This window comes from Agarivorans aestuarii (assembly GCF_019670125.1).
GTDB lineage: Bacteria > Pseudomonadota > Gammaproteobacteria > Enterobacterales > Celerinatantimonadaceae > Agarivorans > Agarivorans aestuarii.
Genome location: NZ_AP023033.1, coordinates 4,563,126 through 4,579,512, shown reverse-complemented (window position 1 = coordinate 4,579,512; position 16,387 = coordinate 4,563,126). Strand labels below are relative to the sequence as shown.

Sequence of the window (16,387 nt, the reverse complement as noted above, 5' to 3'; positions counted from 1 at the left end):
TGATTTGTTCCACAAAATTTCGGTGATTCGTGTCACATTATTGGGTGAAAATGTTTTCATAATCACATTTTAAGGTGTTTTTGGCTGGTTTTTATTGGTTGTTTGAATTGATATTCTGTATATGGGGTTTTTATTGGAGGCTTGTTTCGGCATTTTCTCTGTATCAGCTGATTTCTTGCAAGCTGGCTCACAAAGCAATCAAACCTTTTTAGAATATTTACTCAAACTCTGCTTAGCTAATAAATGTTAATGAAATGTAACCAATAAAGGTTTGGTAAATGCAAAACTCCCAACAACTTATTTCAGCTCCTGGTAGCTTAATCGCGGCGAATGGAGAACTCAGCCTTGGTCATTTTAATGGCCCAGTTAGCCAGTTGGGCTTAGCGCATTTTGCTTATACCAATACCATGGACAAACCTGCCTCGGCTTGGGCCAGGCATTTTCATTATAAGCAGTTTCAGTTTGTCAGCATTAAGAGTGATGACTATATCCTTGGCTTTGCTCTAGCGGATATTCGCTACCTTGGCAGTGGTTTTTGTTATGCCTACCATATTGCTAGCCAAACCCTGCAAGAGTGTACTTGGCTAAAACCCTGTGGTGTGGGCTACGGCACTCAGCCAAGCCCGGTTAACAGCTTGGCCTTTATAAAGGGTAAGCACTCGCTGCAATTGCATATTTCCGAAGGACAATGGCAGCTCACTGCCAATACGCCTTTTTTAGAAGCCGATTTACAACTGGCACCAGCCAACCAACAGCAGTGCATGGCCATGTGCAGCCCTACAGGATATTCCGGTTGGACCTACACTCAAAAACATAATGCTTTGCCGGTGGCCGGGCATTTGCAGATTAACGCTAAAGTGCAAGACCTTAACTCAGCCCTTGGCGGCTATGATTTCTCTGCGGGTTATATGCGCCGAGAAACCTGTTGGCGTTGGGCTAGCTTCTCAACTCGCCTAAATCAAACCACCATTGGCTTAAACCTAGCCGCTGGCGTTAACGAAACCGGCTGCAATGAAAATGCCCTATGGGTTAACGATCACAAGCAATTACTTGGTCCTGTGCATTTCGTCTTTAAGCGTAGCTTGGCAAACGAAAGCTGCAGCCAGCCTCAAATTTGGCATATCTACTCAGAAGACGGCCGGGTTAACCTGCAGTTTACCCCACTAAATAGTCGTCAAGAACGGCTCAATTTGCTGCTGCTCAAGAGCAACTTTCGCCAATATATCGGACATTTTAGCGGCAGTTTAATTGATGAACTTGGTCAAACACACCAGCTAGATCAGGTACTCGGTTTAACTGAAGACCACTTTGCTCGCTGGTAGCTAAGTTAAGGAATGCAAATGGACTTTGCCATACTCATCACTCACCCCGAATATTTACTGATGGTCTTAGCACCGCTGTTTTTGTTATGCATGGGGCTAGAGTGGTATTGGGGAAATGTGCGGCAGAAGCTGCCATCGTCAGCTCAGTATCAGGCCAAAGAACTCCTATGCAATTTTGCACTAGCGGGCATGCATCAACTCAGTGATATTTTAATGGGCTTGCTGCTTAGCCAAATTTACTTAAGCCTGTTTGGCTGGCGCTTGTTTGAGATAAACATGGGTGTAGTCAGCTTTATTGCTTTGTTTATCGCTCAAGACTTTTGCTATTACTGGTTTCACCGTGCCAGTCATCGAGTGCGCTGGATGTGGGCTGCCCATGTGGTTCACCATAGTTCCGAGAATATGAATTTTAGCACCGCCTTTCGCCAAAGCTTAATGTACCCTCTAGCGGGAATGTGGCTATTTTGGTTACCGCTGGTAATTATTGGGTTTGCGCCGCATTGGGTAGTGTTTGTTGTACTGCTTAACTTGGGTTTGCAATTTTTTGTTCATACTCAAGCAGTTAAGAAGTTGGGCCCCTTGGAATGGATACTTAACACTCCATCTCATCACCGCGTACACCATGGGCGCAACCCGCAATATATTGATAAAAACTATGCAGGGGTATTAATTATCTGGGACAGGCTGTTTGGCAGTTTTGAGCCAGAACTTGAAACCGTTGACTACGGCATTACTCAACCAGTGAACAGTTTTAACCCCTTGGTGGTTACCTTTAGTGAGTGGCAAAGTATGTTTAAGCAGGCTAGTGCTCCGGGTTTAAGCATCGCTCAGCGCTGGCGATTATTGTTTGCCCCGCCCGCAAAGCAAACCAAAGACTAACTTTTTAACAACTCGGCTTGATCTTAAGTTTCGCTTAACTATAATAAGTTTCGATTCGAAACTTAGCTAATGGCATTATGATCAAACGAAACACTCAGCAGCGCCGTCGCCTTATCTTAGATCGCCTCGCCGAACATGGTGAAGTAAAGGTTGATGAACTTGCTCACGCTTTTGAAACCTCAGAAGTTACGATTCGAAAGGATTTAGCTAGTCTAGAAGCTAATGGCTTGTTGCTAAGACGTTACGGCGGCGCAGTGCCTATCCCTAAGGAATTGATCAACGAACCGCACGACGAGCAAGTGTCCGAGCAAAAGCAAGCAATTGCCAAGTCTGCTGCCGGGCTAATTCGTGATCATAATCGGATAATTATCGACAGTGGCAGCACTACCGCAGCGCTACTGCCAGAGCTATCTGAGAAAGAAGGTTTGGTGGTAATGACTAATTCTTTAAGTATTGCTGGCGCTTTACGCGAACTAGAAAACGAGCCAACACTTTTGATGACCGGTGGCACCTGGGATACTCACTCAGAAGCGTTTCAGGGCCAAGTGGCAGAACAAGTATTGCGTGCTTACGATTTCGACCAATTGTTTATTGGCGCAGACGGTATCGATGTGGCACGCGGATCGACTACCTTTAATGAACTAGTCGGTTTAAGCCAAGTGATGGCTGAGGTTGCCCGCGAAGTCGTGGTACTGGCCGAGTCCAATAAAATTGGCAGAAAAATTCATAACCTAGAGTTGGCATGGTCGAAGATCTCAACTTTAGTAACAGACAATCAGCTAGAGCCTAGCGTGGCTGAGCAAATCCGTGCTCAGGGCGTTAATGTGGTAATAGCCCAATAACTTTATCGACAAGGAAATAACTATGTGTGGAATTGTAGGAGCGGTAGCTCAGCGTGATGTAGCAGATATTTTGGTTGAGGGACTACGCCGCCTAGAATACCGTGGTTACGACTCATCGGGTGTAGCAACCATCACTGCCGATGGCGAATTAAGCCGAGTGCGCCGTTTAGGTAAAGTACAAGAACTCGCCGATGCCTTAGGAGGCAACCCTGTACTTGGCGGCACCGGTATTGCGCATACCCGTTGGGCCACCCACGGCGAGCCTAGTGAGCGTAATGCTCACCCACATGTTTCTTGTGAAACCATTGCTGTTGTGCACAATGGCATCATCGAAAATCACGCTGAGCTTCGTGAGCAGCTTATTGCCAAAGGCTACACCTTTGCCTCAGATACCGACACCGAAGTCATTGTTCACTTGGTCGAACACAAGATTAAACATCACCAAAGTTTGGTAGAAGCGGTGCAATCTGCAGTGGCCGAGTTAGAAGGTGCCTACGGCATGGTGATTGCCGATAAACGCGATCCAAGCCGTTTAGTGGTAGCACGCTCTGGCAGCCCATTAGTTATTGGTTATGGTGTTGGCGAAAACTTCATTGCATCTGACCAACTAGCATTACTACCGGTAACTCGCCGTTTTGCCTTCTTAGAAGAAGGTGACGTTGCCGAAGTAACTCGCCAAGGTGTTAGCATTTTTGATGAAAATGGTGAGCCAGTAGAGCGCGAAATTAGCGAGTCTACTGCCTCTCACGATGCTGGCGACAAAGGTCAATATCGCCACTACATGCTTAAAGAAACTTACGAGCAGCCAATTGCGATTCAACGTACTTTAGAAGGTCGTTTACAAGCTGGCAAAGTGCTCGATAGTGCCTTTGGCCCTAAAGCCGCAGAGATTTTACCTACCATTGAGCACGTGCAAATTATTGCCTGTGGTACTTCTTATAACTCTGGCATGGTAGCTCGTTATTGGTTTGAAGAGTTGGCAGGCATTCCATGTAACGTAGAGATTGCCTCAGAGTTTCGTTACCGCAGGTCATTTACGCCTAAAAATAGCTTGCTGGTTACCCTTTCGCAAAGTGGTGAAACAGCCGATACACTAGCGGCCTTGCGCTTAGCGAAAGAACAGGGCTATACCTCTAGCTTAACCATTTGTAACGTTGAGGGTTCATCTTTAGTACGCGAATCAGACATGGCTTACTTGATGAAAGCTGGCACCGAAATTGGCGTAGCTTCAACCAAAGCCTTTACAGTTCAGCTAGCTGGTTTGTTAATGTTGGTTGCGGCGATTGGTCGTAATAAAGATGTATCAGCAGACTTGGAAGCACGCATTGTGGGTGCTCTGCAATCGCTACCTGCCAAGATTGAACAAGCTTTAACGCTAGACGGTGCCATTGAAGAGCTAGCCGAAGATTTTGCCGACAAGCACCACAGCTTATTCCTTGGTCGCGGTACCCAATACCCAATTGCCATGGAAGGTGCGCTTAAGCTAAAAGAGATTTCTTACATTCACGCTGAAGCTTACGCCGCGGGCGAGTTAAAGCATGGTCCACTCGCGTTAATTGATGCTGAAATGCCAATTATTGTGGTGGCACCTAACAACGAGCTGTTAGAAAAGCTTAAATCAAACGTGGAAGAAGTACGTGCCCGTGGCGGTATTTTGTATGTGTTCGCTGATAAAGACGCCAAGTTTGAAAGCGACGAAACCATGCGAGTGATTAATGTTCCACATGTCGATGAGCTAATTGCGCCTATTGTGTACACCTTGCCAATGCAGCTATTGTCTTACCACGTAGCCCTGATTAAAGGCACCGACGTAGACCAACCAAGGAACTTAGCTAAATCTGTAACGGTTGAATAAAATCAAATGCTTAAACACTTTCGTGTTGAAGGGTAATTAAGTTTTAAGCAGTAAAGGCCGCTTTTTGAAGCGGCCTTTTTTATTAGAAGCTAGTTGTCTTTTAGCTTCAATTTTAGTGTGTAATAAAGCATACCGTCAGCCGTAATTTGGCGTAGCCAAGCATCTCAAGGTTTGGTACATCAAGCGGTGCGTAGTTGGGTGCAACAAAAACAAATAGCGGGAGAGATGGCCAAATAAGCTTTACTATCTTTAAGTAACCACCAATATGGAGCTTTATGAAAATCTTAATTTGCCTTCTCGTGTTGCTGCCCTGGTATGCGCTTGCGGCACCAGTGCATGTAGATGTGCAAGGAATTAGCTCAAGCCAAGGGCAAATAGTGCTTAGAGTATGGGACTCTAGTGAAAGCTATTTAAAGCTGCCTATTTTTAGTAAAACCGTGCCAGTAAAAAATGTGGCTAACGGTGAGTTACGCATTAGCGTGAGTGAGCCCCTCCCAGCCGAGTGTGCGATAAACGTTTATCATGATAAAAATGCTAACGGAGTTCTCGATACCAACTGGTTTGGCATTCCCAAAGAGCCAACAGGAATGAGTAACAACCCCAAGGGGAAATTTGGCCCTCCAAGCTACCAAGACGCTAAAATTAAACTATCTGGGCAAGAGCAGGTAATTCGAATTAAAATTGAAGAAATTTGAGCAATTGCTTATTGTTGATTCATAGCGATTAGCAGATCGCCTCTTCACTAAATTGGGCTGCAGGATGCAGCTTCAACGCAACAAGGATAGTAATGAGAAATCCTCTAGGTTTTTGCCTTGGCATATTTGCTCTGTTTACCTTGGCTGCTTGTTCTAGCAAAACCGTGATTCCAAGCGGTGAGCGAGAGGCTGTGCGACAGCAAGTTGAGCAACAAGCCAAAACGGCTATTGAGCGCTTGGTAGCACTAAATCCCGACCTACAGCAAGAACTCGACCAAGCCGAAGGCTACTTCTCCTCTGAGCTATCTAGCTTTAAGGTACCAGTGTTAGGAAAGTCCAGCGGCTTGGGTGCGCTTTACAATAAGCAAGACGACAGCATTACCTATATGGACGTGGAGCGCTACGATGTAGGCGTGGGCCTGGGTTTAAGCTCCTATTACATTATTGGCTTGTTCGAAGATCAGCAGAGTATAGACGCCTTTACTCAAGGTGGTTGGGGCACTGGCGTGTCGGCCGAATGGCGTTTGGGGGAAAGCGGCCAAACCTATGCTAGTACCATAGAAGTGAACCAACACAACATTCCAGCATACGTGGTGAACGATAGCGGAGCTAATGTTTCGGGCTCTGCGGTATTGGTGAATTTATCGCGCAATGAAGAACTTACCGATAGCGGCTTAAACAAAACCACTTTACCCATGCGTGATACTAAATCACCAGGCAGCCAAACTGAGCACTCGCCACGAAAATGGGACCGGGTATTGCCATTTTATGGGCAGCGAGTGATTGATTTGGGCTACGATCTTCCCTTGCCTATTGGCATTAGTTTTATCTATGTTGATACCTACCAGCACATGGATCTCGATGAGTTGGAAGTGGGTGCTGGTGGCAGTGGTGCCAATGTACCCATCGATTTTGTTGCCTTTAGCGATAATGATAATCACACCCAAACGCCACAGATTAAAGTGGACGCTTGGATATTTCCTTTTATGAATGTGTTTGGCACCTTTGGCCGAATTACCGGCGAAGCCAACGTCAATTTTGCGCTAAACGGTGATGATTTACTGGAGCAGTTAGAAATAGATTGTTCCGGCATTATTAGCCACCCTGCTTGTCGCGTATTAGAAGGTAAAGAAACGGTGCCGTTTAATGTGAATGTAGACGTAGACGGCTATAGCTATAGTGTCGGTACGGTATTAGCCGGCGGCTGGCGCTCTTACTTTTTGGCAGTACCGCTCACCTTTACCTATGCCGATATGGACAGAACCAACAGCGACGGCATTGTGTTTAGCGCTGTGCCGCGGGCTGGCAAATTGTTCCAGTTTGAGGATGACCGCAGCTTAGCGGTATATGGCGGCGTAAGTTATTTGGATAGTGAATTACGCATCGACGGTAACCAGCCAATTCCCGGCACCGATCTCTCTATCGACTACAAAATTCGCCAAGAAAATACCGATAAATGGCAGGGGTTAGTGGGCGCTAACTTCAACTTTAATGCCTATTGGTCAGCCATGTTTGAATATGTAGGTTTTGGTGGCGATCGCCGCCAGTTTATTGCTGGTTTAAATCGTAGGTTTTAGTTCGCTTAGCTGAGCGCTTATGCTTGGCAGCGCTGACTTTGGTTGTACTTGATGAACAGCCACTTGTTCACATAGGTTAAACTGCATAAAAACGTTAAGTTCTTTGCTTAAAGCCTCGCTAAACTTGGTTATGTCTTTAATGCTTGGCTCCAATACCAAGTTGTAAATGTGCAAGGTGCGAGTTTGGCGCTCGGCTTTGCAATCCATTCTTGCGACTAGTTGGCCTTCCCACAAAATAGGTAAACAAAAATAGCCGTATTGGCGCTTCGCTTTTGGCACATAGCATTCGATAAGATAATCGAAGTTAAACAGCTGCTGCAGACGTTTACGTTGAATTACTAGGTTGTCGAAGGGCGACAAAATCTTTAGTTTGCTGCGAGCCAGCGGTTTGTTGAGTAAGCTTAAGCTGTTTTCTAGCGCGTAATAAGTTTGCCCAGCAACCGCTACTTTAATGACCTCACCGTTTAATAACATGTCATTTAAACAATGATTCAAGGGGCCTTTCAGGTTCTTAAGTAAATAACTCATCTCGCTTACCAGACCAATGCCGTTAGCACTTAAGTAGCGCTGGATTAAGTGTCTGCAGTATTCTTGCTGGCTAGGAATGCGGGTATCTGTATTGCTTGGCAATACTTTTTCGGTAAGTTGATAAACCTTATGAAAGTTATGGCGATAAGGCACCATTAAGTCGCCTTGCATAAACAAACATTCCAAGGCTTGTTTTGCCGGCTTGCTTGCCCAATCAGCAGTCTTTTTTCCCTGATGCTCAAAGTCTTTGGCCATGAGTGGGCCTTCATCGGCAATTCGCTTTAACACCGCATCCATTAAGCCGTGGTTTTTTTGATACCAGTGCTTTTGTTGGCCATTGGCAAAAGCCTGTTTACGTAGCAAGCTAAAGCGGTAATCTCGCATCGGTAAATACGCTGCTGCATGAGACCAGTATTCAAATACTTGGTGCTTACGCATTAGGGTATCGAGATGACTTAACTGATAGCGAGGGTTGCGGCACCACAAAGTATGGTGATGAGCGCGCTGAATTACCGATATAGTGTCTATTTGCACGTAACCTAGCTGTTCTATCGCCGCTAGGCTGGCGTCAAGCGCCGAGCCTTTGGTTTTAGCAAATGGCAAGCACTGAGAGTGTAAAACCAGTTTTCTGGCTTGTTGCAGGGAGAGCTTTTCGGTCATTGGCAACGCTTAAGTGGTAATAATAGCAACAGCTTAGCCTGCCTTACGTTGCTAAGCTATGGCAAACCAAGCGCTAGCCTTGGTTTATTTTAGCTGAAGGTAGCTGCTTATTTGCTTGTCTTCTATCCAGTTTTTGGTGGTTTCGTTGAAAGACAAAAAGTGAACTGAGTTTAGGTGATCGTCAAAGGCTTGTTGGTGTTGGTAAACCTCGTAGAGATAAACCTGATTGGTGTTCTCTGTTGATTGGCACACATCAAACTGCAAGCAGCCTGGTTCTTGTTTCAAAGAGGTGGCTGCATTGGCCAGCATCTCTGGCAAGAACTTGTCTAAATAAGCTGGTTTAATTGAGAACAGCACAGTGATCACGTACATGGTTGATCTCCTGATGGTTGATTTATAACTTACCCTTGTAGGCGTTTTGTAAGTACTCGACTTGCTGTTGGTTTAAGTAATTTACTTGCTGTTGGCCCAGCAAGAGTTGTAGTTTGCAGCTTTCTTCGAGCTCTTCCATGGCATACAGCGCTTTTTCCGGGCTATCGGCGGCTACTATTGGCCCGTGATTGGCCATTAATACGCCACGGTAATTAGCTGCTTGTTGCTTTAGGGCATCCACCAAACCGGTGCTGCCCGGAGGATGATAATCAACCATAGCAATTGCTCCTAAACGCATGCGCAAATAAGGAGTAAGCGCAGGGATTGCGTCACTTTTGTTTAAGCCTTTTAAGCAGGACACTGCCGTGGCGTAAGTGCTGTGCAGATGCAGCACGCAGCGCATGGCGGGCTGCTGTTGATAAAAACATTGATGCAGCAAAAACTCCTTAGATGCGGGCTTGCCACTCACTAAATCTCCCTTGGCATCCAAAACCGATAAGTCGTCGTATTCAAGAAAGCCAAAACATGAATTAGTCGGAGTGACTACAAAACCTTGGTCTAGGGCAATGCTCATATTGGCGGAGGCGCCGCCGGTAAGCCCGCGTTGAAAAATTGATAGTCCGAACTTAATAATGCAATGTTTGGCCTGCTCCAGTTGCTGGGCGTGGTTCATGCTTGCGCTCCCAATTGTTGAATTAAGCTCAAGGCTTGGTTAAAGAAGTGTTTGTCGCCAAAGTTGCCAGACTTTAAGGCAAGGCTAATAGCACGCTGATCGTTAGATTGCATAATTGGAACGCCCGGGCAAATGGATGGCCCTATGTTAAAACTGCTTATGTTCAAGGCGCTTACCACTGCGCCAGAGGTCTCGCCGCCTGCTACTACAATATTGCTGGCTTTAGATTGCACCGCCGTTTGCGCTAGTAGGTTCTCAATTTTCTCTGCAATGTTTTGCTGGCCCAGTAACTGTTGAGTTTGGCTTACTTGTTCTGGTGCTTGCGAGGAGTAAACCAATACTGCTGGAGCCTGTTGCTGGTGTATCCAGTCCAATATGTGTTTTAGCTTAAGTTCACCTTTGGCCAGCTTCACGGGATCAACACAAAATTGCGGTAAAGCGTTGGCCTCGGCAATTTGTTCTCGGGTTGCCTTGGAGCATGAGCCTGCAATTATCAGCACCGGTTGAAGTAAGGGTTTTACCGCGCACTGATGTTGCTGGGAAAGCGAGTGTCCTCGCGCTGTTAATAGCTGCGCCATGTATTCAGCTAAGCCAGAACCGCCAGTTAGCAGCATTGCTGGTTGTTGGGCGATGAGTTGAGCTATTTGCGATAAATGTTGTTGATTGATGCAGTCACAAATTAAGTAACGTGCCTGTTGCTGGCTTGGGTTTAGTTGCTTTGCATTTAAATCATCAATACTTAGGTGTTCAATGGCTTGCTGATAAGCAGTGGAAACTTGTGGCCTAAGTAGCTCGGCTACCCGCGAATCGTCCATTGGCGTGAGCGGGTGGTCTTTTAATGGGCTATCACTAAGCAATTGCTGATAAACAAACAAATGCCCCTGATAAACGGTTCTGCCATTCGCTGGTAAGGCTGGGCAAATAATCGCTTGAGCTAAGTTTAGTCGCGCTAACAGGGCATCGATGACTGGGCCAATGTTACCTTTTGCCGTGGAGTCAAAGGTGGAGCAATATTTGAAGTAGAAGTATTGGCAGCCCTGTTCAAGCAAAAAATCTAAGGCTTGCAGGCTTTGCTCGAGCGCTTGTTCCACCGCTACGGTGCGGGTTTTTAAGGCTAGCACAATCGCGTCACTATTAAGGGTTTGCTTGTGAATGCTGGCTAAGTTATTGATTTGAATGCAGCTCATGCCACCTTTCACTAAAAAGCTGGCCATGTCGGAGGCGCCGGTGAAGTCATCAGCAATAACGCCGAGTAGCGGTTTTGTTGCCATTGCTTAATCCCTTAAGTACAAAAACTAATCGCAGTATAGATTGATGAATAACTTAATGTATACATTAATTTGTGTAATAATCCCAAAATCAATAGAGAATTTGGCTCTAACTAATCACTTACTGGAAGAGTAAATCGATGTCTGTAACTACCAAACGCCAAGACCTACCGCTCGCTCAGGTGGCTTATCAAACCTTGCGCGAGTTAATTTTGAACAATGAGTTTAAAGTGGGAACTCAATACCTAGAAAAGGTATTGGTAGAGCGTTTGAATATTAGTCGAACTCCAGTGAGGGAAGCTTGCGTGCGCTTAGAGCGGGAAGGTTTAATTGAGATTCAGCCGCGCCATGGTATTCGGGTTAAGCCTATTTCTCCTGATGATATGCGTGATATCTACGAAATTCTCACCGCTTTAGAGTCGCAAGCGATTGGCACCTTGGCGAGCAAGGGGTTAAGCGAGCAACAATTACAACGTTTAGAAAAAACTACTGCAAGAATGGCCGAGGCTCTGCAGCAGGATAACTTAGAAGCTTGGGCCGAAGCGGATGAAGAATTTCACCACACTCTATTGGATCTCACCGACAACCAACGGCTAAAAGATGTGGTATTACAGTTTTGGGGGCAGGCACACCGAGTACGCTTTGTTACCTTGCACCTGCGTGATACGCCACATGATTCAACCAAAGATCATAGTGAAGTGGTGCAGGCTATTCGCGAACGAGACCCAATTAAAGCAGCCGATATTCATCGTGAGCATAGGATTAAAGGCGGCAAAGCCATGGTCGCCCTGTTAGAAAAACTGCGTTTAGCCAATATCTAAGTTGACCCACTGGGTTGCTCGTTATTCCAAGCCGCTTCTAGCGGCTTTTTTAATGGCTGCAGTAGCTGTGCTTCATTATTCGCTGGTCAAATATTTGTTAATTAAATGTTGACAAAGCAAACCATCGGTATACATTTATGTACAAATTAATGTATACATTGATTGTTGGCAGAAACTTCACTTGCCCAATTCACAAGGAGTGAATGCAGCTTATGAGCAAACAGATATTTGAAATTACCGTGTTTCCTGGCGATGGCATAGGTATAGAAATTACCCCTGCGTGCTTAGCGTTGATCCAGGCGGCAATTGATAAAGTTGGTGGGCTAAAGCTTAACTTCACCAGCTTTGAAGCAGGTGCGAACTACTACCAACAACACGGCATTGCACTTCCTGAGCAGGCCATGGAGCACGCCAAAAATTCTGACGCGACCTTGTTGGCGTGTATGGGCATGCCAAGTATTCGTTATCCCGATGGCCGTGAAATTGCTCCCCAGTTAGAACTGCGTGAAACCTTAGATTTATTTGCTGGCGTTCGCCCGGTAAAAACCTTGCCCGGTATTCCGCTACCGTTGGAAGACGCCCGCGGTAAGCAGCTGGATTTTGTATTGATAAGAGAGAGTACCGAAGGCCTATTTGCGAGTCGAGAAAGCTTTAGCATTAACGGTAGTGGCAAGGAAGAGTTTGCCACAGACACCCAAAAAATTAGCCGTAAAGGCTGTGAGCGGCTGTTTGAGTTTGCCTTTAGCTTAGCCAAGCAGCGCAAGGGTTTAGGTTACAAGGGCGAAGTAACTTGTGTAGATAAAGCCAACGTATTGGGCTCGTTTTATTACATGCGACAAATCTTTGATGAGGTTGCCGCCAATCACCCTAGTTTAGCGGCTTCACATATATATGTTGATGCTGCTGCATTGCAGTTGGTGCGCCAGCCTTGGCAGTTTGATGTGATGGTTACCGAGAATATGTTTGGCGACATATTGTCGGATTTAGGTGCTGGGCTAATGGGAGGCATGGGCATGGCGCCATCGGCAGATATTGGCGAGCGACATGCGGTGTTTCAACCTTGTCACGGCAGCGCCCCGGATATTATTGGTCAAGGCAAAGCCAACCCCACCGCGATGTTTATGTCGGCGGCGATGATGCTGAACTGGCTGGGTTTGCAACACCAAAATAGCGATATTCAACAGGCTGGAAGGTTTATCGATAAGGCCATTGAGCTGGCTTATGCCAGTGGAGAAATTCTGCCATATGAGTTAGGCGGCAGCGATGGTACAGAAGTCATCACCAATAAAGTATTTAGTAGTTTGGCGTTACTTTAAGTTTATAAAAATAAAGAACTAATTCACGTTCAAATCTGCGTAGTAATCAGCCTTGAATGTCGATTAAGCAGAAACAATCTATGATTCTGAAGAGGGCATAACATGAAAGCTAATTATAAATCTAAAATCGCATTATTTGCGGCAAGCGCCACCTTAGTGCTGGCGAGTATCAGTCAGCCGGTTATGGCGGCAAAAACCTATCCGTCTCGCACCATTACAAATACCGTGGTGTGGGGTGCTGGTGGTGGTACCGACAGTATTAACAGAATGATTATGGCTGAAATGGCCAAAGCCTTGGATGTGAGCATTAAGGTGACGAATAAAACTGGCGGGGTGGCTGGTTCGATTGGCATGAGCAGTGTGTTTAGCAAGAAAGCTGATGGCTACAACCTAGTGGGCTTATCCGAGTCAAACGTTACCGCGGCGGTAAATGGTGGTTGGGATCAGCGCTTTAATGTGTGGTCTCCCTTTATTGTTGGCGGTTCACCCGATCTTATCTCGGTGAGTGCTAGCTCCCCTTACAATAGTCTGCAAGAGTTAATTGATGCGGCTAAGCAGCAACCTGGCTCAATTAGAGCGGGTGCTGGTGGCGCGGGTTCAATTCATCACCTTAATTTGTTAGCGCTAGAAAAAGGCACCGGTGCGGCATTGAAGTTTGTTCCTTACCCTGGCTCTGCTCCTTCGCAAACTGCGGCGGCTACTGGAGAAATCACCGTTGTGGTTACCTCTGCTGCAGAGCAAGCAGCATTATTGCGCGCCGGCCAATTACGCCCCTTAGCGATGTTGGTTGAGCAAGATTTTACCATTCCTGATGTAGGCACGATTCCTTCGGCATTTAGCAGTTATGCTAGCTTGTCTGACTACTTACCGATTAGCCAAGCCATTGGCTTTGCAGTGCGAGATGATGCACCGGCAGAAGTAAAAGCTAAGTTAGGTGAAGCGTTTGAAGCGGCCATGGCCTCAGACACCGTCAAGCAATGGGCCGATAAAAACCTCTATTCGCTCAGTGGCGCACATGGCGCGCAGGCTAAAGATATTTTCTCTAAGCTTGAATCTAATTTCTCGTGGACCTTGTGGGAGTTAGGTTCGGCTAAAGTTGAACCCAGCCAATTTGGTATTCCTAAAATTTAAGTTTGTACTGGCATTGCTCTCTTGCCCACGGGGAAGAGAGCACCAATAGTGACATTTAAGTATTTGACTATACTTGGTTTTCAATACTTTCTTAGGTATACCAAATGAATCGCAATAATCCTGAAGGTGCCACTCGTTTACGCCAAACTGACTTTAAGGTGTCGGTTGTACTATTGGCTCTGTGCGCCTATTTAGCTTGGGAAACCTTGTCTTTTCCTATGAGTGGTAGTTTCGGCGGGGTAGATAGCCGCTGGTATGTTTCGCCAGCCTTGTTCCCGTTTATTTTGCTGTTGGTGCTAAGCATTGCCAGTAGCATATTGCTGATTAATGCGATTAAAAGTGCCGGTGATAGTGAGTTTTTTAAGCTGAGCCGCTGGATTGGTGATCATCGCAAAGTGATAAATCGAGATCGCTGGTATGTGATTGCTGCACTGTCTCTTTATATCTACTTATACATTCCTTCATTAGATTTTTACTTAGCGACTGTAATGTTCTTGCTAAGCCTATGTTTGCGATTTTATGTGGACAACAACAAGCTAAAAAACGTGATTATTCAAACCAACTTGGCCTTGAGTATATTTATATTGGCGATGCGTTGGATGTTTGTCCCGCAGTTTTATTGGTTGGCTATGGAAGCAACGGTCGATGAGCCACTAATACTTGCCTGTGATGCTGGCGCGATCATCACAATTGTAGTGTGTTTACTGTTGCTATGGCTAAGTCCTGTGAGTCAACAAAAACGTCATCACATTCTAATAACAGCGCTAGCTGTACCCCTGTTACTGGTGTTTTCTTTCAACTTTCTATTACAGGTGCCTATGCCGGTGGAATATGGCTCGGTCATCAAATTAATGGAATATATCTGGTATGAAATTTTAGCTTTGTAGCGGCCTCTGCAGGCTAAATAGGACAACAATAATGATGGACCAGTTTGCACATTTTTTTGGAATTTTGTTTGAGCTTTGTACAAGGCCAAGTAACTTGTTGGTATTGTTTGGCTCAAGCTTGCTCGGCATTTTATTTGGCTCTATGCCAGGCTTAACTGCTACTTTGGGCGTGGCCTTACTGACAACACTTACCTACAACCTGGATACTAGTACCGCGCTAATATCGCTATTGGGCATGTATGTGGGGGCGATTTATGGTGGCTCGTACCCAGCAATTTTAATCAATATTCCTGGTACGCCTGCTGCTGCAGCAACCGCCATGGACGGTTACCCTTTAGCGCTAAAAGGTGATGGCGGGCGAGCCTTAGGTTTAACCACTACCGCTTCGCTAATTGGTACGGTAATTGGGCTTATTTGTTTGGTGGTATTATCGCCACTTATTGCCAGTTTTGCCTTGCAATTTACCTCTTGGGAGTTCTTCTTACTGGCGTTATTTGGCATTGTAATTAGCGGCACCTTAACCAGCAGTGATTTGGTGGTTAAGGGTTGGATAGCCGGATTTATTGGCTTGTTTATGGCCACCATCGGCCGCGATACCCTGCAGTTTTATCCCCGTTATACCTTTGAGCAAAGCCAGCTAGATAGCGGTTTGGAGATTGTGCCAGTGTTAATCGGTGCTTTTGCTATACCACAAATTATTAGGGTGCTAGCCGAGAAACAAACTCTGCGAAAAGCAGAAAAATTTGGTCGAATTTTGCCAGATTTCCGCACCATTGCGCGCAATATTAAACATATCGTTCGTTCTTCAATGATTGGTGTTGGCATTGGCTCGGTACCTGGTGTAGGTGAAGATATTGCCGGTTGGGTTTCGTATAGCACCGCAAAAAACACCTCCACTAAACAGCAACAAGAGGAGTTTGGTAAAGGCAGTGCAGCGGGTTTGGTTTCTTCTGAAACCGCGAACAATGCCAGCATTGGTGGGGCGCTGATCCCATTGCTTACTCTGGGTATTCCGGGTAGCCCGCCTGCAGCGATGTTATTGGGTGCATTGTTGTTACATGGAGTGGTTCCGGGCCCTACTATTGAAGCGGAACACCCCGGATTTTTACTAGAAATCACCGCCATTATGGTGATGGCTTCGTTTGCTATGTGGGCAAACGGTATGCTGCTAGCTAAACAAGTGATAAAGATTTTAAGCATCCCTAGCCCTCTGTTTATACCGGTTGTTGGGGTGTTATGTATTTTGGGCTCTTACGCCTTGGGTCTTAATTTGTTCAACCTGTATTTAATGTTACCGGTGGGCATTGTGGCTTTTGTGTTGAGCGAGAATAAGTTCCCCATCTCACCGCTTGTGATTGGCTTGGTGTTAGGTGGAATGGCTGATGAAAGCTTACGCCGTGCCTTGATGATCTCCGACGGTAGTTTTTTGCCAATGTTGCAACGGCCAGTGTGTTTAATTTTGGTGTTGTTTATTTTGTATTTCTTGTTATCACAATTTGGCCCCGTAAAGCGTTGCACTCAGCGTTTGTTTAGCCGATTTAAACCAGCCGTGGGAGGCTAA

15 protein-coding genes are annotated in these 16,387 nt (G+C 45.9%); 11 read left to right on the top strand and 4 right to left on the bottom strand.

The annotated features are described in order from the left end of the window. Positions 1 to 278: 278 nt before the first annotated feature. The 6 genes from K5609_RS21165 (at position 279) to K5609_RS21140 (ending at position 7,170) form a co-directional block, all read left to right on the top strand. The gene (locus K5609_RS21165) at positions 279 to 1,322 is read left to right on the top strand and encodes a DUF2804 domain-containing protein (RefSeq protein ID WP_221075358.1); all 1,044 of its coding nucleotides are present in this window, start codon (positions 279 to 281) and stop codon (positions 1,320 to 1,322) included. 18 nt (positions 1,323 to 1,340) lie between these two features. Then, positions 1,341 to 2,201 carry a sterol desaturase family protein gene (locus K5609_RS21160; RefSeq protein WP_221075357.1) on the top strand — a complete coding sequence of 287 codons (861 nt, stop codon included), beginning with the start codon at positions 1,341 to 1,343 and terminating at the stop codon, positions 2,199 to 2,201. A 77-nt stretch (positions 2,202 to 2,278) separates the two neighbouring features. Then, entirely contained in the window at positions 2,279 to 3,043 is a 765-nt protein-coding gene (locus K5609_RS21155; RefSeq protein WP_221075356.1) for a DeoR/GlpR family DNA-binding transcription regulator, read from the top strand. 22 nt (positions 3,044 to 3,065) lie between these two features. Beyond that, the gene (glmS, locus tag K5609_RS21150; RefSeq protein WP_221075355.1) at positions 3,066 to 4,898 is read left to right on the top strand and encodes a glutamine--fructose-6-phosphate transaminase (isomerizing); all 1,833 of its coding nucleotides are present in this window, start codon (positions 3,066 to 3,068) and stop codon (positions 4,896 to 4,898) included. 275 nt (positions 4,899 to 5,173) lie between these two features. Beyond that, positions 5,174 to 5,593, top strand: coding sequence for a DUF2141 domain-containing protein (locus K5609_RS21145; RefSeq protein WP_221075354.1), 420 nt, complete (start codon positions 5,174 to 5,176; stop codon positions 5,591 to 5,593). Positions 5,594 to 5,685: 92 nt separating this feature from the next. After that, entirely contained in the window at positions 5,686 to 7,170 is a 1,485-nt protein-coding gene (locus K5609_RS21140; protein ID WP_221075353.1) for a porin family protein, read from the top strand. On the opposite strand, the gene K5609_RS21135 is transcribed toward K5609_RS21140, so the two are convergent. From K5609_RS21135 to otnK, 4 genes are all read right to left on the bottom strand, one after another. Beyond that, positions 7,153 to 8,358 carry a winged helix-turn-helix domain-containing protein gene (locus K5609_RS21135; RefSeq protein ID WP_246611913.1) on the bottom strand — a complete coding sequence of 402 codons (1,206 nt, stop codon included), beginning with the start codon at positions 8,356 to 8,358 and terminating at the stop codon, positions 7,153 to 7,155. The two genes, K5609_RS21140 and K5609_RS21135, sit on opposite strands and share 18 nt — an antisense overlap. Before the next feature lie 84 nt (positions 8,359 to 8,442). Further along, entirely contained in the window at positions 8,443 to 8,730 is a 288-nt protein-coding gene (locus K5609_RS21130; RefSeq protein ID WP_221075352.1) for a putative quinol monooxygenase, read from the bottom strand. Positions 8,731 to 8,752: 22 nt separating this feature from the next. Beyond that, positions 8,753 to 9,403, bottom strand: coding sequence for a class II aldolase/adducin family protein (locus K5609_RS21125; protein WP_221075351.1), 651 nt, complete (start codon positions 9,401 to 9,403; stop codon positions 8,753 to 8,755). Further along, complete coding sequence (gene otnK / locus K5609_RS21120; RefSeq protein WP_221075350.1) at positions 9,400 to 10,674, bottom strand: 3-oxo-tetronate kinase; 1,275 nt, start codon at positions 10,672 to 10,674, stop codon at positions 9,400 to 9,402. Before otnK ends, K5609_RS21125 begins: the two co-directional genes overlap by 4 nt. Positions 10,675 to 10,811: 137 nt before the next feature. Here otnK and K5609_RS21115 point away from each other — a divergent pair, with 137 nt between their 5' ends. The 5 genes from K5609_RS21115 (at position 10,812) to K5609_RS21095 (ending at position 16,387) form a co-directional block, all read left to right on the top strand. Beyond that, complete coding sequence (locus K5609_RS21115) at positions 10,812 to 11,492, top strand: GntR family transcriptional regulator (RefSeq protein WP_016400179.1); 681 nt, start codon at positions 10,812 to 10,814, stop codon at positions 11,490 to 11,492. Positions 11,493 to 11,704: 212 nt separating this feature from the next. Then, complete coding sequence (locus K5609_RS21110; protein WP_246611912.1) at positions 11,705 to 12,808, top strand: isocitrate/isopropylmalate dehydrogenase family protein; 1,104 nt, start codon at positions 11,705 to 11,707, stop codon at positions 12,806 to 12,808. A 102-nt stretch (positions 12,809 to 12,910) separates the two neighbouring features. After that, positions 12,911 to 13,939, top strand: a complete 1,029-nt coding sequence (locus K5609_RS21105) for a Bug family tripartite tricarboxylate transporter substrate binding protein (RefSeq protein WP_221075348.1) — start codon at positions 12,911 to 12,913, stop codon at positions 13,937 to 13,939. A 104-nt stretch (positions 13,940 to 14,043) separates the two neighbouring features. Next, positions 14,044 to 14,826 carry a tripartite tricarboxylate transporter TctB family protein gene (locus K5609_RS21100; protein WP_221075347.1) on the top strand — a complete coding sequence of 261 codons (783 nt, stop codon included), beginning with the start codon at positions 14,044 to 14,046 and terminating at the stop codon, positions 14,824 to 14,826. Between the two features lie 31 nt (positions 14,827 to 14,857). After that, positions 14,858 to 16,387, top strand: a complete 1,530-nt coding sequence (locus tag K5609_RS21095) for a tripartite tricarboxylate transporter permease (RefSeq protein WP_215426324.1) — start codon at positions 14,858 to 14,860, stop codon at positions 16,385 to 16,387.